The organism is Cohnella endophytica, from assembly GCF_003628305.1.
Taxonomy (GTDB): Bacteria; Bacillota; Bacilli; order Paenibacillales; family Paenibacillaceae; genus Cohnella; species Cohnella endophytica.
In genome coordinates this window covers 193497-218432 of the sequence record NZ_RBZM01000009.1, presented here as the reverse complement: position 1 = coordinate 218432, position 24936 = coordinate 193497, and the positions used below count along the sequence as shown (strand labels likewise).

The following is a 24936-nucleotide window of genomic DNA, read 5'->3' as shown; positions in this document are numbered from 1 at the left end:
TCAAGGGCAAGGGAATAACAAGGTTTGGATCGCGTGCGCCGGAATGACGGTTTCCGCGATTTCGTCGCGATTGCGAACGATGTATGCGATATCTTCGTCCGTACGGTTCAGCACGACGAGCGCAAGCGTTCCGTCGGTATTCTTGAAAGCCGTCGTCTCGAGCTTGTCCGTGAACTTGGAGGATCCTACGCGAACCGCATCCGGGCGGATGTATTTGCTGAAATGCCCGATATAGTAGTAAGAGCTTTGGTAAGTCAGGCTGTCCTTCGTCGTGTCCGCGATGATCGGGGCGTCGCAATAGTTACCGACGTGATTGGGACCGCCGATTTCGTCGAGCACGATGTTCCAATCCGTCCACGCCGACATCCAGTTGTTCAGGTTGCCGATAATGTCATGCGCGTAACGTTCGCCGCTCTTCCAAGAACCTAGCTGTACGCCGCCTTCGTGACAGCCTTCCGTGAAGACGAGCTGTTTGTCCGGGAACTTATCGTGAGTAGCCGTAAGCGCCTCGAAATGATCTCCGGAATACCAGTGGAAGCCGATACCCCAGATGTACTTGGAAGCTTCGGGATCGTTGAAAGCCGTGTTCGCGCGGTCGTAAACGCGTTCTTTGTTGTGATCCCAGATCATGAGGCGAATGTCCGAACGATTCGCGCCGTGAAGCACGGGCCCGAGGTGATCGCGGACGAAGTCGCGCTCTTCTTCGGCGGTGTAGATGCAAGAATCCCAGATTTGAACGGCTTTAGCTTCATTCTGTACCGTTAAGCCCCAGATAGGCAAGCCTTCGGCTTCGTACGCTTCGATGAACTTCAAATAGTATCTGGCCCATGCATCGCGATATTCCGGCTTCAGCTTGCCACCGTTGTTCATCTCTCCGTTCGTTTTCATCCACGGCGGCGGGCTCCACGGGGAAGCGTACAGGACGAATTCCTCGCCGGCCGTTTGTTTGGCTTGTTGGATATACGGGATGATCGCTTCTTTATCGTGGCTGATGTCGAAGCTTTCCAAGGCCGCATCTCCGTCTTTTACGTAAGTATAGTTGCCTTCGGAGAAGTCGCAGCTGTTAATGTGAGTACGGACGATCGAATAGCCGATACCGTTCTCTTTATCGAAGTAAGCGTCGATGATTTCCTTGCTGATCTTATCGCTAAGCTTGGCCGCGGTAACCGCGGAGGCTTCCGTGATGGCGCCGCCGAAGCCGATAATGCGTTGGTATTCCAGGTCGTCGTATACGTTCAGAAGCTGGTTCTCGACGCCTTTGGAGTCGGGTTGCAGCGTCAAAGGGGCTTTTTCCGTTAATCTGTCGCCGCTATGTTGTTCGGTTTGAATCACTCGAATCGTACGTTTGCTCATATTCATTAACCTCCAATATTATTTATGTCATTATTATAGAAGGTTTAGGGAAGGTTTATGTAGAAACAAATTGATTGAATACCTATACGATCTGGTCGTGTTATAAATAACCCGCGGAGGCGAGAGTGTTGGAAGTCGGGGATGTAAGCGTGTATTTGTGCGGGTATTCTAGACATATCGAGCCGTTTAGGCAGGATTACAGGAATGGCTTGGATACCTATATTATCCGATTGCAGGTAGAGGGCTTCAGCAAGGCGCTGATCGGGGGCGAGGTCGTGGAGATTATGCCGGGCGATCTGCTGCTGTTTGAGCCCGGGGACATGTACGAGTTGAACATAGGAACTCCGGGAGAACCGATGAAGCCGAACGGGGATTATTTCATCATGGGTACGGGGCCGGGCATGGATGAATGGTGGGCACGCAAGAGCCGGCCGACGATCACGAAGCTCGTCGAGGACGAGCGGATCAAAGGGCTGTGGCAGCAATTGATTCAAGAAACGAGAAGGCTCGACGGAGGCCATTCGGAGCTGATTGCGCTGCTGGTTAGGTCGGTTCTGCTATTGCTCGACCGCGCGATCGAGGAAGCTCCCCCCACGCAATCCGTTTCCGCGTTCCATGCGCTGAAAATGCGCAATTATATCGAGAAAAACGCCGCCTCCGTCGTGCGTTTGCAAGATATCGCGGCGAACGCGGGTCTTAGCGTGTCTCGGGCGGTGCATCTTTTTAAGGAGCATTTCGGCATGTCCGCGATGCAATACGTACAGCAATTGAGGTTATCTCACGCGGTAGCGATGCTCGATCATAGCGTCATGTCGTTGGAGCAGATCGCATCGGAGTCGGGGCTCGGAAGCTATACGTATTTTCACCGGGTATTTCGCTCGACATACGGAATTTCTCCCGGCACTTACAGGAAACGGCAAGTTGCAAAGATCAAAGAGGCGAAGCAAAACACGCAGTTGCGGGAATGAGCGAAAAGCATGCTTTATTGGTAGTATTTTGCGTTGACAAAAGACAGCGAACGAGAGCAATATACAGAGATGCACCGAAGGCGATTCCGGATTTTGAAGAGTCTAAACGAGGCGGATAAGCGGCCGAAATGATGGACGTTACTTCAGGGTAAATTATTAGTGTTAAGGGTGGGAACGGTTTTGGAAAAAACTTCGGATAAGGTTTCCGATAAAGCTGATTTGACGGCGGTGCCGATCTGGAGATGCGTAGACAAAGAATGCAAGGTATGGGTTCGCGAAGAAATGGCTGCCTCCGACACGCCGGAGTGCCCGATGTGCAAAGGAAAAATGATTCGCGGCATTAAGCATTTGCCGAAGCTCATTCATAAACATAAATCCGCGCCTAGGAACAAGGCGTAGCGATAGTATGGAGTCGTAAGCATCATAAGTGGAAAAGCCGCATTCGTGCGGCTTTTTTGTTTTTCCTCGGATGAGAGCCATTACCCATTTGCCGCACCACAGCCCCTCCTAGAACGTCATTAGTTTGACCAACTCCAACTACGGCGCACCAGAGTCACACTCAGCGCACAAATAGTTTGACCAACTCCAACTACGGAGCACCAGAGGCACACTCAGCACACAAATAGTTTGACTAACTCCAACTACGGCGTGCCAGAGGTACACTAAGCACACAAATAGTTTGACTAACTCCAACTACGGAGCACCAGAGGCACTCTCAGCACACAAATAGGTTGACCAACTCCAACTACGGAGCACCAGAGGCACTCTCAGCACACAATTAGTTTGACCAACTCCAACTACGGCACCCCAGAGGCACACTCAGCACACAAATAGTTTGACCAACTCCAACTACGGCGCGCCAGAGGTACACTAAGCACACAAATAGTTTGACTAACTCCAACTAAGGCGCACCAGAGGCACACTCAGCACACAAATAGTGTGACTAACCCCAACTACGGCGCACAACTGAGCTTTTTGTTGTTGACGAGGAAAGGGAGTAGAGAATAAGATAATAAAAAGTTGCGCAAATATTTTCCTCAATCGGAGATGACGATATGGAACGCTTAATAAAAGAGATACAAACATTGCCGGGAGAGCTTTGGTGGGGCGGGGCGATCCATGACGGGATACGAATGCCTTACGGGGCGGACGACGTTCTTTTGGATTTAACGAATTTGCTAGAAAACTCGGGAGCCCCCTTTTTCGTGTCGAACCGCGGCAGGTATATTTGGCATGATCGTCCGTTCTCCATTGCCTTCCGTACCGGATCGATACGTATCGAATACGAGGAAGGGGATATCGTGCTTGCGGGCAGCTTCGCGGATTTGCCTCGGGCATTTCATGATGGAGCGAACGAGTTTTTCCCCGCTGGCGGACGTTATCCGGATCCGCTCGCTTTTACGGCGCCGCAATATTGCACGTGGATGGAAATGCATTACGAGCCGACCCAGGACAAAACGATCGCCTACGCGCGCGAAATATTAAGCCATGGCTTTCCTCCGGGCGTTCTGATCATCGACGATAATTGGATGGAGGATTACGGGACTTGGGCTTTTCATTCGGCGCGTTTCCCCGATCCGAAAGCGATGATGGAGACGCTGCATGAAATGGGATTCAAAGTGATGCTGTGGGTATGTCCCTATGTCAGCCCGGATAGCTTCAAGGGAAGAATGCTGGATAAGAAAGGCTTCTTGGTCAAGGACGATGAAGGAAGAATGGCCATCCGGCGTTGGTGGAACGGCTGCAGCGCGGTGCTCGACTATACGTTGCCGGAAGCGTTCGAATGGTTCAAGGCTACGCTTGACGAACTCGTTAACCGATATGGCATCGACGGCTTCAAGTTCGATGCGGGCGACCCGTCCGGCGACTCCTCTTGGGTATGGGCGACCTCCTTCCGCTGGCAGGGCACGACGATTCCGAATGAAGATTGCGCGGCCTATGGACGCTTGGGCCTGCACTATCCGCTCAGCGAATATCGCGCCAGCTGGAAAATGGGCGGCGCGCCGTTAATGCAGCGATTGAGAGACAAACCGCATAGCTGGGAGGAGGACGGCATTCGTTCGCTCATTCCCAATTCGATTGCGCAAGGGCTGATCGGTTCTGCGTTTAATTGCCCGGATATGGTGGGGGGCGGATGGGACGGAGACTTGCAAGCCACCCCGTTCGATCCGGAGCTGTTCGTCCGTTATGCGCAATGCGCTGCTTTGTTCCCGATGATGCAGTTTTCTACGGCCCCTTGGAAGGCGTTAAATGAAGAGTTCGTTTCCTATTGTTTGGATGCCGTGAAGCTACGACTTCGGATGGGACCGGAGCTGCTTCGATTGGCGGAAGAAGCCGGTCGGCTCGGAACTCCGATCCTGCGCGCGATGGAATTCGTTTTTCCAGGCCAAGGCTGCGAGCGGGTTAAGGATCAATTCATGCTGGGAGACAGCATTCTCGTTGCCCCGGTTCTCGCCAAAGGGGCGAAGGAGCGGGTAATCGTTTTTCCCGAAGGGAAATGGTTGGGCGACGATGAAAGCTACGTGCAAGGACCGTGCGAACGAACGGTAGAAGCGCCGCTATCCCGTTTGCCTTGGTATCGACGCCAATGAAATACGTTTGACTCTAAGAGTTGTCCTCATTAAGATGAACATATAGGCTATAGCAGACTGGAGGGGGCACTCATTAAGCTCAAAGAAATCGCCGAAAAGGCGAATGTTTCGATCAGTACCGTTTCCCGCATTATTAACAATCAGGGAAATTTCAGCGACGATACCCGCCGCAAGGTGCTCGAGATCGCCAATGACTATTTGAAGCCGGGGATCACTCCTTCCAGAATGGTCGGCATTTCCTATAGCATCGCGGTATTCGTGCCCGACGTGAACGATTTTTTCGATAACGATCCTTCTTCCTCCGCGGATTTGAACGATCTGAAAGAAGAGTTCGAGTCTTACGGACATCAATTCCATATGGCAACGCATACGGCGGATTTAACCCCGTCTTCGTCGGCTTATCGGCTCTTGAACGAGAAAAAGATCGATGCGGCCGTCATTTTCGACCCTTTCGTGGGGGATAGTCTCGTCGAAGAACTCATGAACCGGGGAATTCCTTACTTGATCACCAATGGCAGAAACTACGATGCCGCGCAAAATTACATCGATTACGACAACCGCAAAGGCGCATATGACGTCATTCATTATTTGTACGGTTTAGGGCACAGGCGGATCGGAATGATCGCGGGCCCAAGCGAGCACTTGGTTAACGAAAATAGGCTTCGGGGATGCCGGGATGCGTTTCTTCAATTAGGAATGCCTTGGAACGAGTCGAACGTCCTGATGGGCGCCTTCGATCCCGCGCACGGACATCAAGCCGTGAAAAAAATGCTGGCGGAGCAGCCGGACATTACCGCGATATTCGCGTTTAACGACATCATCGCCTTCGGGGCCATGAAAGGGCTGGCGGAGCTGAAGCTGCGCGTTCCGAAAGACGTCTCGCTTATCGGTTTCGACGACTTGAAGTTATCCGAGTTCATGATGCCGCCTCTGACGACCGTCCGGAGATTCCGATACGATATCAGTCAGTTGATCGTCAAGATGCTGACGGAGTTGATTACGAACAAAAATATTTCGGAAGTGAACATCAGCTTGAAGACGGAGCTTATCGAACGGGAATCGTGCGCCAAGGTTACGGTTAGAGAAGAATAGCGGCAAGTTAAGAGGGTTATTCCAAGCGTTGCTGGAATAGCCCTTTTTTTTGCAAGTTCGGAAAGTAGGAAATTCAGTCGATTCACCGAGATGCGAGAGAATTTAGTTGGAAAGAGGACAGTTATTTTCCGTCGTTCGGTTAGCTGATCGTATTAGTTGGAAAAAGTACATCTATTTTTTCCTTAATGAGCAACAACGCCTCCGATAGTGGAATTAAGTGGACTTTCTCCAACTGATGACCGAATTTCAGCCAATAGTCTCCGATTAGCTGTATTTTTTCCAATTTATTAAACTACGGTTCTAGGGAATCGTCGCGTGCCGCCAACAGCAGTAGTTGTCGAATTTTTCATCGCCATATTCGCTTAGGGCTATCGTTTATGCTGGCTGGTTGAATAGGGATTGACACCTAGCATAATTCTCTTTAATATAAGTCTCAGGAAAATATTTGCGCAAATTAGTTTCCTGAATAATAACTCGATTTTCATCATGATCAACCTGGAGGAGTTCCTTTTTTTTGAACGAATTATGGAAGCGCTGTCATGAACGGCGACAATTCGAACTGGAGGGATTTAAGGGATGAAGTTGAAACTCGGAAAGTTATACATCTTATTGGCGGTCGCGCTATTGTCCGTTTCATTGAACGCGGGCTTGCCGAACAAGGAGGTCCATGCGGCCGTGGGACCGATTACCGTCAACCTGTCCGAGACGTCCGAAGCGTTCAAAAATCCGAACATGGGCTTCAGGCCTTCGGTCTATATCGGGAGCAACAGCTTCCCGGACAAAGAGTATACCACGATCTACAAGCAATACATTCCTTACACGAGCCTCGAGAACGCGGCGTCCGACTCCGTACAGAAAATAAAAGACTGGAGCAATACGGCTTGGGCTGGATTAGAGAACCGGAATATCAAAGTGGTCCCGCGCGTCGTGATCGTCTACCCGAACGTAGGGGAATATTGGCCGGATGGAATCCCGCACGGGGATCCCGCGCAGCAGTGGTTGTCGGACACCTACAAAACCCGGATGGTCGCGTTTATCAACAAGCTGGGACAAGCTTGGGACAACGATCCCCGCGTGGCCGCCGTCGAATTCGGTTTGTTCGGGAATTGGGGCGAGCAGCATATTTACCCCAATAAGTTCGCCGACGGAACGGACCGTATTCCGCTAAGCTTCCAGCAAGCGATGGGCGATGCTTACGTTAACGCGTTTCATAACAAGAAAGTGATGGTCCGGTATCCTGAAACTTTCACCGCCTATCCGTTCGGTATCCAGTGGGATTCCTTCGCCTTGCCGGACGACGCGGCGGGAGGTAACGGAGAGATTTCGAGAGACACTTGGAGGACGCAAATCAACAGCGGGGAAGTTGCCTACGACTGGGGAGACCAATCGAATCTTGGCGGCAGCCCGGACGGCACTCTGGGAAGTACGAATAATACGAACTACGTTATCGATTGGATTATGAAGACGCACACGTCCAGCTTGGGTTGGATCGCGGAATACAACGCGGGCAACTCCGCCGTCGAAGCGGGGGCGACCGCCATGCAGAAGGTGCTCGGTTACCGTTTCGTCATTAACCAGGCTACTTTCTCCGGAAACGTACAGCCCGGCGGAACGATGAACGTATCGTTTAACGTGACGAATAAAGGATCATCTCCGTTCTATTACAATTGGCCGGTAGAAGCGAGCTTGCTGAGAGCGGACAAATCGGTTGCTTGGAAAGGGTTATTCAACGCCGATGTCAGGCAATGGCTTCCGGGGACGAATTGGAATGCCGGAACGAGAACCTATAGCAATGCTCCCGCATCGAACGCCGTATCGGGAGCGTTCACGATTCCCTCTAACCTGGCTGCAGGAACGTATACTCTAGCCTTATCTATCTTGGACCCATCAGGCTGGAAGCCGAGCGTCAGATTCGCCAATACGAACTATTATTCGGGAGGCCGGACGCCGATCGGCAAAGTGGGAATCGGCGGGGATCCGAGCGATCAGAATCTGGGTTCGTTCGCCGGGTTGAAAGCCGACAACACGCTTTCTTACAGCCTGAATAGCGGCGCTTATGACGGCGGTGTAAGCGGTGGAGGAGGCAGCGGGGATACGCAAGCGCCAACCGCGCCCGCGAATTTGAGTAGCACGGGCACGACCGCTAGCAGCGTGAGCTTATCATGGGGCGCATCGACGGATAACGTCGGGGTGACCGGGTACGACGTGTACCGCGGCGGCAACCTAGTAGGATCGACGGCATCTACGTCCTACACGGACACGGGGTTAAACGCGAGCACGGCATATAGCTACACAGTGAAGGCGAAAGACGCGGCAGGCAATGTATCCCCCGCCAGCAACACACTAAACGTAACAACATCCGCATCCGGAGGCGGAGGAGGAACCGTGTCCTACGAAGCGGAAGCTTCCGCGAATACATTGGCAGGCGGAGCCGCGGTAAGCGCATGTTCCACCTGCTCCGGCGGCTCGAAGGTCGGGTATGTCGGCAACAATGCCGGCACGCTTCAGTTCAACGGAGTTAATGCGTCAACTGCGGGAACGGCTACGCTTACCATTTCGTATTTGAACGGCGATGCCAGCCGTACGGCGCAGCTGAGCGTAAACGGCGGAACGGCGGTTACAGTGACATTCCCGAGCACGGGAGGATGGACCACGGTCGGAACCGTTCAAACGCAAGTGCAGTTGAACGCGGGCAACAATACGATCAAATTGTCCAATTCAAGCGGCTGGGCGCCCGATTTCGACCGGATTCAAGTGAGCGGAGGCGGAAGCGGGTCGGGAGATACGCAAGCGCCGACCGCCCCATCCAACTTAAGCGTCACGGGCAAAACGTCATCGAGCATCAGCTTGTCCTGGACGGCCTCTACGGATAATGTCGGGGTAACCGGTTACGATATTTATCGGGGCGGATCCTATGTCGGCACTGCGACGACGACTACGTATACCGATACGGGGCTGGCCGCAAGTACGGCCTACTCCTACTTCGTCAAAGCTAAAGATGCCGCGAACAATATTTCCGCGGCGAGCAATACCGTCTCGGATACGACGAGTTCCGGCGGAGGCACGACGGCGTTGTTACTGGACAATTTCGATAACTCTCCTGCGTGGCCGGGGAGCAATGACTTGGGCAAGTGGGCAGGCGCTAACGGCTTCGTGAACAACGCGGGCGTGATCGAGAACGGAGCGCTCAAGTTGCAATATAGTAACAATGGGTGGTTCGGAAGCGATGTTACTCAAAGTATCGCCAGCTATACGAAGATGATCGTTCGCGTCAAAGGAGCCGCCGGCGGGGAGCAAAGCCACTTCCACTTGACGCTCGGCGGCGTCGAGAAGACGTTCGGAGACTTCAGCGGCAATACGATAACGACGGCATACAAAGACATCGCGATCGATTTGGTCGCGAACGGAGTGAACCGGAGCGCGCCGGGTCAATTGACGATGGCGTTCTGGTACGGCAGCAGCGGAACGATCTGGATCGACGAAATAAGATTTGAGTAGTCGGGAGACAAAAGCAAAGAGCTTGGCGAGTCTGTCGCCAAGCTCTTTGCTTTTGGGTTACTTGGAATGCTTACTGAAGCGTAATCGAGCCGAGATCGAGCCAACCGTCCGCTCCTTGGCTTTGGTTAGCGAAGAGGATCGGAAGCGGGTTGTTCCAAGGCAAGTAACTCGGCATATGGCCTTTGGCGCGCACGTCCGCCTCTTTGATTTTCCAGAGGGGGTTATACACGTGCATGACCAATTTGTAAGATCCGGCTGCGACACCCGCGGAGTTCACCGTCGCGTCGAAATACTGCGGCTGGCCGAAATTAACGTAGGTCGGATTGCCTGATACGTTCCATTCCGGGAACGCGCGAACTTGTTTCGGCATGATCGTCCGTAAATCCCAATCGGTTGTCCATGTCTTGACGATCGCGCCGGAAGAGTTCTTCAGAGCGATTTCGACCGGGTACATGTCCGGGCCATAGTAGAACGGAGCGACTCCGGTATTCTCGATCTGCACCCCGACTTTGAAATTTCCGGACACCGTGTTGTTGAAATAGGCGTTCTTCGCATAGAAATTGTACCCCATCTTCTGCCACGCGCTCACTTCGTTCGGATCGTTCTTGTTGTATTTGCAGTTCTGGCAGATCATCCAGGTCGCATGGGACATTTCGATGTCCGTCAACGCGTCGTCCTTGGTAGCGGAAGCCGGGTCGAACAGGTTGCCCTGAACTTCGGGGCGCACTTCGCCTCCGAAGCTAGCCGTCGCCCATTTGTTCTCCGATCCGAAGATCAACGCCTGGGTCAGCTGCGAATCCGACTTGCCGTTCATCGACAGGGGTAGCGTCATACTGCCTACGCGTCCGAGGGCGGGATCCATTTCGCGGTAGGCGAACGAATCGTCATGGAAGCCGATGCGCGCGAGCGTCGTCAGATGGGTTCCTCCGCCGGACCGCGGATAGCGGTTTTCCACGCGCGTTTTTTGGAACGCCACGTTATAGGCATCGAGAATAATATTCGCGTTGGCATCCGACATCATCCAGTTCTGGGTGCCGTTGCTGCCGTCGTTCGGCCAAGTGTGCCATTCTCCCCATCGGCCGACGAGCCCCATGTGGATGAAGGCGATGCGAGGATCGCCGTCGTACTTGGCGCCGAACGCGGCGATGAAGTTCTGGAACGCCTGCATAACGACCGGAGAATCGTAGTTCAGGATACATCCGTTGCGCACTTGCGGCATGAGGAAGTCCGGAATGTCTTTGCTCGAGAAAGATTCGCAGGATGCGACCCGGAGCGAAAGCTGTTTGCCGTGGGAAGCGACTTCGTCCAGCGCTTTCTCCACGAGCTCCCAATCGTATGAATTCGTGCCGGTCATCAATTCGCCTAAGCCGAAATACTTCCATTCGATCGAGTTGTTGATCCCTCCGCCTTGCGTCGCTGTTTTATCCGCGTGGTCGCCGGGATAGAACCAGATCGCGAAGCCTTTCAGCGGATTGGTAACCGGGTCGGTTCCCTTCGCCAAGGAATGAACCGCAAGCGATGCATCCGGACTGTTTACCGCGTAAGGATTGACAGGGACTCCGCCCGGAACGGTCGAAGCGTTTCCTCCCGGAGGCGGCGAATTCGTCGTGACGGATAACGGGGAACTCGCTGCCGAGACATTCCCTGCGGCATCCGTTGCTTTGACGGTGTAGGTATAAGAGGTGCTTGCCGCTAGACCAGAATCCGTAAAGTTGGTGCCGGAAGGCGTTCCGACCTGCGTACTGCCCCGGAAGACGATGTAGCCCGTAACGCCTACGTTGTCCGTCGAAGCATTCCATGAAAGGCTAACGGAGTTGCTCGTCTTGCCCGTCGAGATTAGGTTGGTCGGTACGGTCGGCGCTTGCGTATCCGGCGCGTTCGTCGTGACGGCGAGCGTGGAACTGGCGGCCGACAAGTTCCCGGCAGCATCCGTTGCTTTGACGGTGTAGCTGTAGGAGGTGTTTGCCGTAAGTCCCGTATCGGTGAACGCGGTTCCCGTCGGCGTGCCGACGGAGGTTCCGTTCCGGTAGACGACATAGCCCGTTACGCCGACATTATCCGTCGAAGCGCTCCACGACAGGCTGACGGAATTGCTTGTCTTAGCCGTTGAAGTTAAGTTGGCAGGAACGGAGGGGGCGATGGTGTCAGGCGGTGCGCTTAGCGTAATTCTGTCGAAATCCGGCGCCCAGCCGCTGGAATTCGACAACTTAATCGTGTTTGTTCCTGCGTTCAGGGATAGCGTTACGTCAATCGACGCAACGGTGCTCCAACCGCCGCTGTTCGGGAAGTTCGCGGTGACGGGGGAACCGCCGTTCACGCTGATTTGCGCGGAGCGGCTGGCGTCTCCGTTCAAATAATAGATTTTGACCGTCTGACTGCCGGAGTTAGCGGGAGTCACCCCATTGAATTGAAGGGTGCCGCTGTTGTTTCCGACGTAACCGACTTTGGAGCCGCCCGAGCAAGTACTGCACGAAGCGACCGCGGCTCCGCTTGCTAACGTATTGCCGGCCGCTTCCGCCTCGTAACTAATTTGCGAGGAGGGCGCATCCGTCGTTACCGATAGCGGCGAACTGGCCGCCGATTGATTGCCTGCGGCATCAACTGCTTTGACGGTATAGCTGTAAGAGGTGGCGGCGCTTAATCCCGAGTCGGTAAAGCTGGTTCCCGTCGGGGAGCCGACTTGCGTCCCGTTACGATAGACGATGTAGCCCGTAACGCCCACATTGTCCGTCGAGGAGCTCCAAGAGAGGCTGACAGAGCTGCTAGTTTTACCCGTGGAGGCGAGGTTGGCGGGAACGGAAGGCGGGACTGTATCGCTGTTCGAATCGGTCGTTACCGATAAAGGTGAACTGGCCGCCGATTGGTTACCTGCAGCATCCGTAGCTTTGACGGTATAGCTGTAAGAGGTGGCGGCGCTTAACCCTGAGTCGGTAAAGCTGGTTCCCGTCGGCGTGCCGACTTGCGTCCCGTTGCGATAGACGATGTAACCCGTGACACCCACGTTGTCCGTCGATGCGCTCCAAGAAAGACTGACCGAGCTGCTCGTTTTGCCCGTGGAAGCGAGGTTTGCCGGAACGGAAGGCGCGACCGTATCCGCTCCGCCGCTTCCGCCGGAACCTCCGCCATCGGCGGAGATCGCGTCGATCAGAAGGACGGCGTAGGTAGCGTCTCGATGAACGATGCGCACGTATTGAGTATTGGCAAGATTAGCGTTAAATGCGGATAGAGGTATGGTGATATCCGTATAGCTGCCGGTAATGTTTCCGTAAGTGCTAATTGGTCCTATCGTGTGGTCTGTTCCGTCATTCAGCACGACATTCCAATGGCTCTCGGTGTCGGTATCGCTCCAATCGCGTGCCCGGATTATCAAATTACCTGCTCCGGCCAAGCTTTGATTAACGTTTTCCTGCAAATATTGTCCGTTTCCGCCGGAGTTCAGGACGATGTTTCCGGTGCTGTCCGACCCGTAATACAAGCTGTCCATCGTCCAGCTGAAGCTTTGGTTCAGATCGTTTTTCTTGTTGTTAAAAGCCGTCTGGTTGGCGAAAGAATCGATCATTACCGGTTGCGGAGCGGAAGGGGTCGCGCTCGCCTGAGGCGAGTTGCCGCTGCTACCGGCTCCGTTTACTGCGCGAACGACGTAATAGTAGGTCGTCCCGTTCGTCAATGCAGTGTTCGTATAAGCGGTGCCGGTAATGCCCGTGGCGACTTGGGTATATCCCGTTCCGCTGGTCGTCGAGCGGAGAAGCGTATAGCTAGTCGCTCCCGTGGAAGCGGCCCAAGCCAGAACGGCTTGCGAATTGCCCGGCGTCGCCGTTAACAAAGCGGGAGCGGTAGGAATCGAGAGGGCTGCCGGGGTTGCGCTAGCTTGGTTCGAATTGCCGCTTGCTCCAACGGTGTTAACGGCTCTGACCACGTAGTAATAAGTCGTTCCGTTGGTCAACCCTGTATCCGTATAGCTTGCGGACGTAAGGCCGCTGGCAATTTGCGCGTAGCCGGAGCCACTCGTGACGGAGCGTAGGACCGTGTAGCTGCTCGCTCCCGAGGAAACGTCCCAGGTCAAAGTAACCTGGCTATTTCCCGGAGAAGCTTGCAGGTTCGCCGGTGCTTCGGGCGCGACGGGGTTCCCGCTGACAGTTATCGAATTTGCTAAGACGTTGTAGCCTTTGGCGGCATCCCATGTGCCTGTATTAGCGAACCGGACGGAATATTCCGGCCGCGAGCGTAAGTTGGCGTCCGCATCCGGTAGCCACAGGGCTAATTTGTAAGTTCCGGCGACCATGTTGCCCGGAAGGGTAACGGATTGGCTCGATAAAGCGACGGGTCCGCTTAACCATTTCCGTACGTCCACGCCGGACAATTGGACGTTATAGCGCTGCGTTCCGTTATCGAATACAAGGAAGGCGGGGCGGGATTTGATGATGCCGGAATAGCCGTCGTTGCTCAGATTGGCGGAGAAACTGAAGCTGCCGCCGGGGCTCGCGCTTGTAGGGAAGTTGGCGTCGATCAAACGCAGTCTGTAACCGAGCTTTCGCTTGATCCGGGTAAAAGCGGTTTCCGCCGGATCGTTGCCGGAAGCGGACAGGTTGGCGTTCTTCCAGATGTTGGTGTTTACGGCCGCGTAATCCTCGTTGATCTCGGTAAAATGAAGCTTGCTCATTTCCGACTGGACATTTACGCCGGCTAAGTCGTTGCTACCCGCGGAGTCGCACGTTTCCCCGCCCATCATTTTATTTCCGCCTGTAGAAGTGGCCAGGTCGTACATCCATTGCTTCTTCTGTTCGACATAGAACCAGCCCATCCAGGAGTTGTTGTCGTAGGTTCCCATATCCGCGCTATCGGACAGGAAGCAGTCGTTGTGGAAGCCGACCCGGTCCTTCTCGTCTTGCGTCAATGCGGTTGTCCCCGATGGAGTCGGAAGCTCAAGAACCTCTTTGATGAAAATCGGGTAACGAATGACGAGCGGAATGGAGGAGGGCGTCGTGCTCAAAATTTTCTTGATGATGCGAAAGCGGGTGTCGGCATCCGTTCGGTTGAACGGATCGGTATATTGGCTCGTGTGCCATTCTCCCCACGGTCCGAGATAGCCGGCTTCCAGATGGAGAACGACATCGGCGTTGGCCGATATGACCGCGTCGATTTGCTGAATATGCCCCAAGATGCGGCTTTCGGGAACGGTCGGCGATCCCGACCAAGCGTACGCGGGGCGAAGGACGATTTTTAATCCAGCCGCCCGTATGGCCGCGAGACCGGAGGACAAGTTGTCGAGAAGAGCCTGAGGAAGTTGATCCGCGTTCGTGTACTTGTCTAGGTGGATATAGCTGTGAATGAGGGTGTTCCCGGCTTGTTTGGCGCGGGCGAAGGTGCGGTCCAGCATGTCCGGGTTAAAGCCGGCGATGCTCGTAGCGGAGCTGGCGTAGTCGTTGACGGAGGGATCGTTGATAATCTCGTACCGGTTATGATATCCTCGCTCCGGGTTCGAGAAAACGCTTGCGTTATCGGGGTTAAAAGTAAAAGAGGCAGCGGTAGCCACATAAGCCGGCAACAGGCCGGTAACCAGAAGAACGGTCAACAAGGTCGCGAGAAGCTTCTTTTTTAACATCATCGTACCTCCACGTTTTTATTGAGTTCCCATGAAGATCTCATCTAAATGATGTCGGAAAGGTCGCCTCACCCCCTTATTTTCCGATTCGCATGCGATTAGCCTACCTTACAAAACCATCCTCTCTAAATTGCGCGATTTAAAGAAAATATTTGCGCAACTTACCCACATTATAACTGCTTTTTTCACAGTTTCAACGCTACTTTATGCCTGTTTAATAACTTTCCTTTCGAAAACGGGGAGTTCAAATGAATCATTCTATACAATAACAGCGCTTACATGCTATAATCCGCTTGAAATAATTGCGCAAATATTTGCTTAAATCATGGGAGAAGGAGGCGTTAGGGGGTAATTTGAGTTGTTGGGGCGCGTGGTTTGTTTGGATGCAAAATGAAATATGCGGGAGGATGAAGGATATGCGGCAAACGGGAAAAGGATTGTTTCTCAAGAAAGCTGGCGCGATTGCGCTTGCATTCGTAATCGCCCTAGCGGGGGCGGGTAGTTACTCCGCGAAAGCGGCGGGCACATCGGTATCGCCGATTATCGACGACTACGAAAGCTATGCGGACGACGCTGCTTTGCAGGCTTCTTGGAGGCTGGATTGGTCGGATAAGCCGGGATCGGTCGCCATTGGGATCGGCAAAGCAAGCGGCAGCCAAACGCTGAAGCTGACCGTTAAGGATTCCTCGGCTACTTGGGCGAACATATTACATCCCATTGCGGAGGCGAACGGCGATGCTTCGGGGTTCGAAGGGGTGACCTTCTGGCTGAATAACGACACATCTGACGGTAAAGCGTTAGACCTCGGCATGGAAGCGAAGACGAACGCGGCCAATGGGGCGTTTAATCTGAAAATGGATGGGGCGGCGCAAGTATCGAAGAAGGAGGGCAGTTGGGAAACGGTCAAATTCAACGGAGGATCGCTTCATGTCGAAGCAGGATTTAAGGGGACAGTACGCATTGCCTGGGATCAATTTAACCAAGCTGCATGGCAGTGCGGAGGAGACCAGGGGAAATGCGGCGCTCGATTGGACCCGAGCAAAATGACCGGTTTCCAATTCGGATATAATCCAACCGCTCATGCGAACAACATCATTCAGATCGACGATGTCGGGTATTATGGAACCTCATCGTCTTCAGGCGGCACAAGTAACCCCGGAGTGCCTGCGGCTCCGAAGACGGGGCCGAAAGCTCCATCATGGGCGACTGTCGCCGGTACTCATAAACTAACTTACAAACAAGCGCCGATCGATAATCCGCTGAAAGGGTTTTTGCCGTTTCTGGACGCGGGCAAGGAGGGCTTCTACAAGGAGGGCGACGATTGGCGCGACCGTCCGAGCCAAATGCCGTACAGTCTCGAGTTTCTCTACGAGCCTCTTAGCGAGGTGATGAAAGGTCAGAACAAATTCGATTGGACTCACTTCGACAAGCAACTGAACGAAATCGCATCCCGCGGGCATCAAGCGGTATTCCGGTTTTACTTGGATTATCCGAACAAACCGTCGGGCATACCGAAGTTCTTGCTGGATGGCGGGCTGCGGACGCATAGCTACACGGAATTCGACAACGGCAAGGAAGCCACCAGCGTATCTCCGGACTGGAACGATCAGAAACTGATCGCGGCTCTCGAAAGCTTCACCGCCGCTTTGGGCAAACGCTATGACGGCGATACGCGGGTGGGATTCATCATGGTCGGATTAATCGGTTTCTGGGGAGAGTGGCATACTTGGCCGTATGACGGCTGGACGCCGGTGACAGACGATAAAGGAAACGAGCTCAAGGACGAGAAGGGCGAGACAGTTCGCTTAGCCAATTGGATGCCGTCGGAAGCGAACCAGAAACGCGTGCTCGATGCCATGGACAAAGCGTTCGATTACACTCGTCTCGTGGTGCGTAATCCTATAGCCAACGATACGTTCCAGACGAAAAATTACGACATCGGATACCATGACGACTCTTTTGCCTTTGAGACGCTCCCTCTTAGCATGGGAGGTCAAGACTGGCATTTCTGGGGCCGGGCAATTACGGCTGGCGATACCGACTTCTGGAAGAAGCGGCCGATGGGCGGAGAGATGCGGCCGGAAATCCAAATTCCGATGTGGAACAACGACCCGCCTCGCTACAATGATCCCGCGAAACCGATCGACGGCAAACAAGGAGAAGATTATTACGATAGCCTGAAGCTGACGCATGCTTCGTTCCTGATGAACCAAGGCGTGTTCCAGGTGCCGCTATCGGGGGATGCGCTTAAGAGGGCGAAAGAAGGCTCGCGTAGTCTTGGATACGAGTACCAGGTGTCCAAAGCTTACTTAGACGGATCCGCAGGAAAGCTGAAGGTCGGCGTGGAAATCGAAAATCGCGGAGTCGCGCCGTTCTATTACGATTGGAAAGTAGAACTCGCGGCGAAGTCCGGAGGCAAAATCGTTAAAACTTGGGTCGTGAACTGGAAAATCAGCGGCGTGCTGCCGAATGACTCCGAAGGCAATCAAAGCGCCGCTTTCCAGTCGATCACGCAAAATCCGAAGCTGGCGAACGGCTCTTATGAGATCTTGATGCGCGTTGTTAATCCGCTTGAGAAGCTCAATTCCAAAGCCGTTAAATTCATGTTCGCCAATAAGGATCAGGGTACCGACGGATGGTTGAAGCTAGGCCAAGTGAAAATATCGAACCCGGGGAAATAAGCGGCGTCGGGCTAGCCGGAAGTAAGTTCGTTCGCATGGCGGACAGCCCGCATGAACCGAAAATGCGCTGATAAGTAGAAGTGGCGACGTGAAGGGAGGTTATCCCTGCGTCGCCATTTCTCGTTTTGACCTAACAATACGAAACATCGTAACAACGACAATACGAGCCTATTAGGCCCGATTTCGATCACTCATGCGATGAAAAACATCGTAACAGCGCTCGCTTTCCCCAAAATGGGATAGCATGCGATGAAAAACATTGCAAGAACGTCGCTTGGAGGGTAAAAAGTCCGAATTTGATCCCTCTTGCGATGAAAAACATCGTAACAGCACTCACTTACCCCAAAATGGGATAGCATGCAATAACCCCTATGGAAAGTTACTTTTCTTGAATTTGCGCAAATATAATAAAAAATTTGCGCTATTATATTTTACGATTTTCACAGAAAATGATCTTCACCTTCCCCAAACTCAAGATAATGATCTTAAGAATAGGGCGGATATCTTTAAAATGTGGCATTTCTTTGCGCTGGCATCGTGCTTTATGATGAAGATGTCAAAAGTGCACTTGATATTCTAGTTCGAAAAATTTGCGCAAAATTTTTCGGAAGTTTTGAGTGAGATGCCAGCCACAAAAACTTTGAGGGGGAAATGAAATGTTGTTCCGCAACAAAACGATTACCTCGGTATTAAGCTTGTCCTTGGTTGCGACCTTGGCTTTGGCAGGGTGCAGCAGCAAAAATGACAAGAACGGAAACGAAGCGAGCAAACCGGCCGATAACGGGCAAGCAAGCGAGAAAGCAAGTGAAAAACCCGCGAAAGACGTCACGATCAGCTATACCATCTGGGATAAAAACCAACAGCCGGCAATGGAAGCGATCGCGAAAGAGTTTACGGCTCAGAATCCGAATATCAAAGTAAAAGTCGAAGTCATTCCTTGGGGCGATTACTGGACGAAGATGTCGGCCGCGGCGCCTGCAGGCACTTTGCCGGACGTCTTCTGGATGCACGGAGGACAATTCATCAAGTACGCGACCGGCGGTTTCTTGGAACCGATTACGGATAAAGTACAATCCGGCATCATCGATCTGAACAATTATGCGGCCAACCTGGGTTCCATTTACACGCTCGATGGCCAAAATTACGGTATACCGAAAGACTTCGATACGATCGGTCTCGCGTACAACAAAGAGCTGTTCGACCAAGCGGGCGTACCTTACCCGGACGACACGTGGGATTATAACAAGTTGGCGGAAGTCGCCAAGAAGTTATCCCAGCCGGACAAAGGCATTTACGGCTTCGCGGCCAAGATGGATACGCAAACCGGCTACTGGAACGATATGCTAGCCAACGGCGGTCATATTCTCTCGGACGATCAGACCAAATCGGGCTATGACGAACCAGCCTCGATCGAAGCGTTGAAATTCCGTTATCAAATGACTCTCGACAAATCCTCCCCGACCCACCAGCAAATGACGGACACCGATTCGACGGATATGTTCAAATCCGGCAAGCTCGCCATGATTTTCGAAGGCTCTTGGCGTAACGGAGACATCGACAGCAGCGAAATCATTCACGGCAAATGGAACTGGGCACCGCTTCCTAAAGGAAAAGTCAAACGCGGCAACATTATTAACGGTCTCGGCAACGTAATGTCCGCCAAGGGCAAGAACAAAGACGAATCGAGCCTCTTCCTCCAGTTCCTCGGCTCCAAACGCGCGTCGGAAATTACGGCGGAGATGGGTGCGGCAATCCCGGCGTTTAACGGTACGCAAGACGCATGGGTGAAATCCAAACCCGATTTGAACTTGCAAATCTTCATCGATCAAGTAGCCGACGCGTTCCCGTATCCAAGCGGAACGAAGGCGTATCCGGTTTGGTTCGCCAAAGAGCCGGAAATTATGTCTCAAGCATGGGGCGGTGCGATCTCGGTCGAGGATGCCGCTAAAAAAGTAGCCGATATGATGAATCAAGCGATCGCCGACAACAAATAACGATTCTTATACGATCCATTCGAAGGCATTCCGTTACGGCGGAATGCCTTCGATGAACGAAGGGGTGATGGCCATGAATACGAAGAGCAGATATGCCTGGGCATATGTCATGATAGCGCCGACTCTGATCGGAACTTTGCTGTTCTGGAGTTGGCCCGCGGTTTACTCGATCTACTTGGGATTTCTGAAGTCCGAAAACTTCGGTCTCGTTAATCATTGGGTCGGAACGCAAAATTACGAGAAGCTTTTCAAGGATCAAGAATTCTGGAGAAACTTAAGGAACACGCTATTTTACATGGTTCTGTTCGTGCCGCTGACGCTTGTATGCTCTACCGTTCTCGCGGTATTGCTGAATGCGAAAATTAGGGGACGATCTACTTATCGGGTCATTTACTTCTTGCCGCAAGTCACCATGCCGGCTGCGGCCGCGATGGTATGGGTCGTTCTGTTCGCCCAGGATTACGGTCTTGTCAATTACGCGTTGGGAACGCATGTTTCGTGGCTTTCGGATCCTCGTTTCGCTATGTATTCGCTCGTCATCGTCGGAGTATGGGCGGCGATCGGCTTTAATATGCTGCTCATTCTGGCGGGGCTGCAAGGCATTCCGAGAACGTTGTACGAAGCGGCCGAAATCGACGGAGCGGTTGGATTCAATAAGTTCCGTTACATCACGCTTCCGTTGCTGACGCCGACGCTGTTTTTTACGACCATCGTATTGATGATAGGAGCTACGCAAGTTTTCGATTCGATTTACATGCTGATCGGGAAGACGAACGTAGCGCTGCCGGCTGTCCGCTCGCTTGTCTATGCTTACTATCAGAACGCATTCGTTTACTATGATCAAAACTATGGTGCGGCCATCGTTAACATATTATTGTTGGTGAATCTCGTGCTGACGGGCGTTCAATTTTTATTCCAGAAGAAATGGGTCGTTTACGACTAAGGAGGCCCGACATGACGAGTCATACCCTATCTTCCAAGCGAACGAATCTAGTGATTCACGCGGTTCTGATCGCGATTTCAGCCGTCATGATCATTCCGTTTCTTTGGATGATCCTGACATCCGTAAAGACGCCGATGGAAGCCACCCAAATACCGGTCAAGTTTTTCCCCTCCATCTTGAAATGGAACAGTTACTCGGAGGCGTTTAAGCAGTCGTCGTTTCAGTATTATTATTTCAATACGGCTTTCTCGGCGTTCATGAAAACATTGTTTCCCATCATCTTCAGCTCGATGGCGGCTTACGCGTTCGCCAGGATTCAGTTCCCCGGACGTTCGATTTGTTTTTTTCTCATCATCTCCGTCATGATGGTTCCGAATCCGGTATTTTACACGCCGCAATATATGATGATGAACAAGTTGGGCTTGGTAAACACGGTAACCGCTCTTTGGATCGCCTCACTTATCAGTCCGTTCGCCACGTTCTTGCTCAGGCAGTTTTTCCTCGGCATTTCCAAGGAACTGGAGGAAGCGGCGATATTGGACGGTTGCAATCCGTTCCAGATTTTCTGGCATATCATGCTCCCTTTGGTGAAATCGGCTTTGGTCGCGATTGTCATCATCCAGCTTCTATGGTCTTGGAATGAACTGCAATGGCCGTTGATCATTAACAGTTCTCCCGAAAAGCTGACCTTATCGGCGGGACTGGCCACGCTGGTATCCAAGTTCGGAACGAATTACCCGGTTCTGATGGCCGGGGCGATCATGGCCGTTATTCCGATGATTTTCTTGTTCTTTATTTTCCAAAGAAGATTTATCGAAGGCGTGGCCTTCAGCGCGCATAAAGGCTAATCCTACGAGTACTCAAATAGACGGTACAAGCCGACGCTATTCCTTTAGGGGTAGCGTCATCCTTATTTCCATTATATCTTGATAGGATACAAACTGAAGTAGATAATAGCTTTAACGGCCGGAGAGAGAAAGGGGTTACTAGAGTGAGGCGTCGTGGGCTAGGGATAGTACTGCTTATTCTGGCAATCGGTTTCGTTAGCGGGTGCAGCAACGATCAAGATCAGCCTGCTTCTCCCGAATTGACGAAACCTATCGTTAAGCTGAAAGTGATCATGCCGGGCGATGAGTCGGATCGGATGAGAGATTTCGTCAACAATGAATTGAACGAGCGCCTCAGGAAAGATCTGAATACGGAACTTGATTTCACGTACATCCCTTGGGCGAACTATCAACAGAAGTTGGAACTAGCTCTCGCTACGGGAGAGAAATACGATCTCTTCTGGTATGGAACCCCCTTTGTTTCCGGCTACAAAACGAAAGGCTATATTCAGCCTCTTGACGAGCTTCTAGCGAAATACGGCGCGGATCTAACGAAAAACATTCCGGCCGACAATTTCAAGCTGGATCAAATCGAGGGGAAACAGTGGGCGATTCCTTCCCAAGCCTTCACGTCGGCAGGCAAATTCACCTCTGTCATGGTCCGTCAAGATTTGCTCGAATCGGTTGGGATGACCGAAATCAGAACGATCAAGGATCTGGAAGATTTCTATGCCAAAATGCATGCCAAGGATCCTAGCTACTACGGATATTTGGAAACCGATCGAGGCCAAGAGGTATTGTGGCGCGAGCTTTCGGACAACAATTATACCGCTTTGGATGAGCGCCAATTGTTTGCGGTGGATGAAGCTACGGGCGAAATGATCAGTTATCTGGAAACCGATCTTTACAAGAAAGTTGCCCATGTAAGAGAGTCATGGGTCGAGCAGGGTATTATCGATAAAAACCTGATCGGTAATCCCGCCTCCAAAATCGACCAGGAAAACGCGGGAAAGCTGCTTTTCCGGGTAGGCGCCGTCTCGCGCGCAATGGAAAATCTTCAAACCGCTCAAAAGGCGGATCCCCGCGCTAAGCTTCGGGAATATTATCTCGCCCCGGGGAAGCTGAAATATATTCTCGCGCCCAGCAATGAGGCGTACATGATTCCGACCGCGGCCCAAAATCCGGAGCGCGCGATGATGTTCATGAATTGGATTTTGAAAAACAAAGAAAATTACACCTTCATCATCTACGGCGTCGAAGGAAAGGACTATCGGTTGGAAAACGGTAAAATTAAATTATTGACCAACGATCAACTCATGTACGAGTGGATGTGGCGGAACAAAAATTATTTTACGGCTCCGACCAACGTGGATGACGAAGTGATCGAAGATATGCTGACCAACGATGATAACGCGCGGATTTCCCGGTTATTCGGCTTCCACTTTAATGAGGAACCGGTCAAGAGCGAATTGGCCCGGGTAATGGCCGTCTATAAGATGAGGTTCGAGCCGATCAATACGGGGCTCGTTAATTACGACGACAATTTTCAGGAAGCGCTCGCTTCCCTAAAGAAGGCCGGATACGACAAAGTATTCGCGGAACTCAAGAAACAATATTCCGAATTTCAGGCTTCAGCGGGGGACAAATGATTAAAGTCGGAACTTTTGCCAAATTGGCGATTACGCTTCTTCTCCTGTTAGCTCCGATTTTAGGTTTGTATGCCTTCTCGAACCGAACGAGCACTCGAGTCCTGACGGATGAAATCATTAAGGTGAAAAAGTTTCAAATCGAGACCTTTGCGGGCCAGATCGAGCAGATGTTTTTTCAATTGGATACGTATAAGAAGATGCTTTACGAAAGCACGGACGTCCGCAACTTGGCCTATCCCGACTTGCTGAACGATAATCTTCAACAATTCCGTACCGTCGGAACGGTTTCCGAGGAAATTAACCGCTTAGCCGGATACGGCGGCTGGAAGGCGGTCATAGCGGTCGTGTATCCAAGAGTGGGAAATGTGATCAAGAGTAATTCCAACTTGAATGCGCTTCCACCCGTATTGCCGAAACAAGACACGTTCTGGCAATATTATCCCGACGCCAAGGGAGCGTATTTCATGGAAGTATTATCTTACCCCGACGGTTCGGCGGAATCGAACGATGTGGATATGCGGGTCGTGTTGAAGGTGGACGAGGCGGAAGTGAGAAGCGCTTTGACCGATTTCAAGACGAACGGTTCCGGCGATCCATTTCTGTATCAGCCCGGTTCGGATCCCATCTACAATAATTCCTCCAATCGGGTTCTAACCAACGAATTACTTGCCGGGTTCACGAACGAGCCTTCGCTTGACGGCGGTTATCTCCTGCTGCAGGCAGAGAAAATGAATTATCAAGTCCACTATCAGAAGGTAAACTCGCTTGGATGGTATCTTGTCGATTATGTTCCGATCACGCAGGTAATGGCGCCCATTCAACGCAACCAAACGATGTTTTACTCGATCAGCGGCATGATGATATTCATGGGAGCGTATCTGGCTTTCGTCCTGTACCGGAACGTTCAAATCCCATTCAGAAGGCTGATGCAGAGCATGAATCTCATCGAGAAAGGTCTCTATTCCAGCCGGATGAAGGATAAGCCCAAAGGGGAATTTCGTTTTCTATACGACCGCTTTAACTCTATGGCATCCAAAATCGAAGAGTTGATCGAGGACGTATTCAAGGAGCAACTGCGCTCCAAGGAAGCGACGCTTAAGCAATTGCAATCCCAGATCAATCCCCATTTCTTGTATAATACGCTCGCTTATATCAAGAGCATGGTAGAGCTGAACGAGAAAGAAGCCGCTGTCTCGATGACGATGAACTTGAGCAAATATTACCGGTATACGACCAAGACGGGGCGGAAAATGGCTACGTTGGAAGAGGAACTGGAGTTGGTAAGCAACTATTTGCAAATCCATGATTCGTTAATGGACGGTTTCGAGTTCGAGATCGACGTGGATCCGAGCATGCTTCCGATGGAAGTTCCGCGATTGATTCTGCAGCCGCTGGTCGAGAACGTGATCCTTCATGGCTTCAAAAATCAAACCGAATACGGAATGATTCAGATTCGAGGGTGGCTGGACGGAGAGATGGCGCGAGTGACCGTGGAGGACAGCGGACTTGGCATCGAACCGCCCCTAATGGAAGCTATGCTCTCTAGAATCCGACTCGCCAACGATCAGGAGATCGAGTCCGGCTTGCAAAATGTTCATCAACGGTTAAAGCTGCTTTACGGCGAGGGTGCGGGGCTTCACCTTTACGGTTCGCGGCTTGGCGGAGTGTGCGTGGAGCTCACTTGGAAATACGAAATGAATTCGGAGACGAAGCCATCAGGAGAAGCGGGGGAATAGCC

At 52.2% G+C, this 24936-nt stretch carries 13 protein-coding genes; 11 read left to right on the top strand and 2 right to left on the bottom strand.

The window, feature by feature from the left end:
- Positions 1-1353: a glycoside hydrolase family 30 protein gene (locus tag D7Z26_RS21210; RefSeq protein ID WP_120979021.1), complete on the bottom strand. Its 1353-nt coding sequence runs from the start codon at positions 1351-1353 to the stop codon at positions 1-3.
- A 128-nt stretch (positions 1354-1481) separates the two neighbouring features.
- Here D7Z26_RS21210 and D7Z26_RS21205 point away from each other — a divergent pair, with 128 nt between their 5' ends.
- The 5 genes from D7Z26_RS21205 to D7Z26_RS27545 all read left to right on the top strand — a co-directional run bounded on the left by D7Z26_RS21205 (position 1482) and on the right by D7Z26_RS27545 (position 9502).
- Positions 1482-2321 carry an AraC family transcriptional regulator gene (locus D7Z26_RS21205; protein WP_120979020.1) on the top strand — a complete coding sequence of 280 codons (840 nt, stop codon included), beginning with the start codon at positions 1482-1484 and terminating at the stop codon, positions 2319-2321.
- Positions 2322-2501: 180 nt separating this feature from the next.
- A complete protein-coding gene (locus tag D7Z26_RS21200) occupies positions 2502-2720 on the top strand; it encodes a cold-inducible protein YdjO-related protein (protein ID WP_233567098.1) in 219 nt (72 codons plus the stop codon).
- A 656-nt stretch (positions 2721-3376) separates the two neighbouring features.
- Positions 3377-4912 carry a glycoside hydrolase family 31 protein gene (locus tag D7Z26_RS21195; RefSeq protein WP_120979019.1) on the top strand — a complete coding sequence of 512 codons (1536 nt, stop codon included), beginning with the start codon at positions 3377-3379 and terminating at the stop codon, positions 4910-4912.
- Positions 4913-4954: 42 nt separating this feature from the next.
- Entirely contained in the window at positions 4955-6004 is a 1050-nt protein-coding gene (locus D7Z26_RS21190; protein ID WP_325050467.1) for a LacI family DNA-binding transcriptional regulator, read from the top strand.
- Positions 6005-6580: 576 nt separating this feature from the next.
- Entirely contained in the window at positions 6581-9502 is a 2922-nt protein-coding gene (locus D7Z26_RS27545) for a DUF4832 domain-containing protein (protein WP_199731753.1), read from the top strand.
- A gap of 70 nt (positions 9503-9572) precedes the next feature.
- On the opposite strand, the gene D7Z26_RS27340 is transcribed toward D7Z26_RS27545, so the two are convergent.
- Positions 9573-15104 carry a DUF4832 domain-containing protein gene (locus D7Z26_RS27340; RefSeq protein ID WP_158602390.1) on the bottom strand — a complete coding sequence of 1844 codons (5532 nt, stop codon included), beginning with the start codon at positions 15102-15104 and terminating at the stop codon, positions 9573-9575.
- A gap of 416 nt (positions 15105-15520) precedes the next feature.
- Between D7Z26_RS27340 and D7Z26_RS21145 the strand changes: the two genes are divergently transcribed.
- From D7Z26_RS21145 to D7Z26_RS21115, 6 genes are all read left to right on the top strand, one after another.
- Positions 15521-17785, top strand: coding sequence for a DUF4832 domain-containing protein (locus D7Z26_RS21145; protein ID WP_158602389.1), 2265 nt, complete (start codon positions 15521-15523; stop codon positions 17783-17785).
- Between the two features lie 656 nt (positions 17786-18441).
- On the top strand, positions 18442-19779 hold the full coding sequence (locus tag D7Z26_RS21135; RefSeq protein ID WP_233567096.1) for an ABC transporter substrate-binding protein: 1338 nt from the start codon (positions 18442-18444) through the stop codon (positions 19777-19779).
- 52 nt (positions 19780-19831) lie between these two features.
- Positions 19832-20722 carry a carbohydrate ABC transporter permease gene (locus D7Z26_RS21130; RefSeq protein WP_233567094.1) on the top strand — a complete coding sequence of 297 codons (891 nt, stop codon included), beginning with the start codon at positions 19832-19834 and terminating at the stop codon, positions 20720-20722.
- A gap of 11 nt (positions 20723-20733) precedes the next feature.
- Positions 20734-21570, top strand: coding sequence for a carbohydrate ABC transporter permease (locus D7Z26_RS21125; RefSeq protein ID WP_120979015.1), 837 nt, complete (start codon positions 20734-20736; stop codon positions 21568-21570).
- Positions 21571-21713: 143 nt separating this feature from the next.
- Positions 21714-23198 (top strand): extracellular solute-binding protein, encoded by a 1485-nt coding sequence (locus D7Z26_RS21120; RefSeq protein WP_120979014.1) that lies wholly within the window; start codon positions 21714-21716, stop codon positions 23196-23198.
- Positions 23195-24934, top strand: coding sequence for a sensor histidine kinase (locus D7Z26_RS21115; RefSeq protein WP_120979013.1), 1740 nt, complete (start codon positions 23195-23197; stop codon positions 24932-24934). Before D7Z26_RS21120 ends, D7Z26_RS21115 begins: the two co-directional genes overlap by 4 nt.
- Positions 24935-24936: the final 2 nt, after the last annotated feature.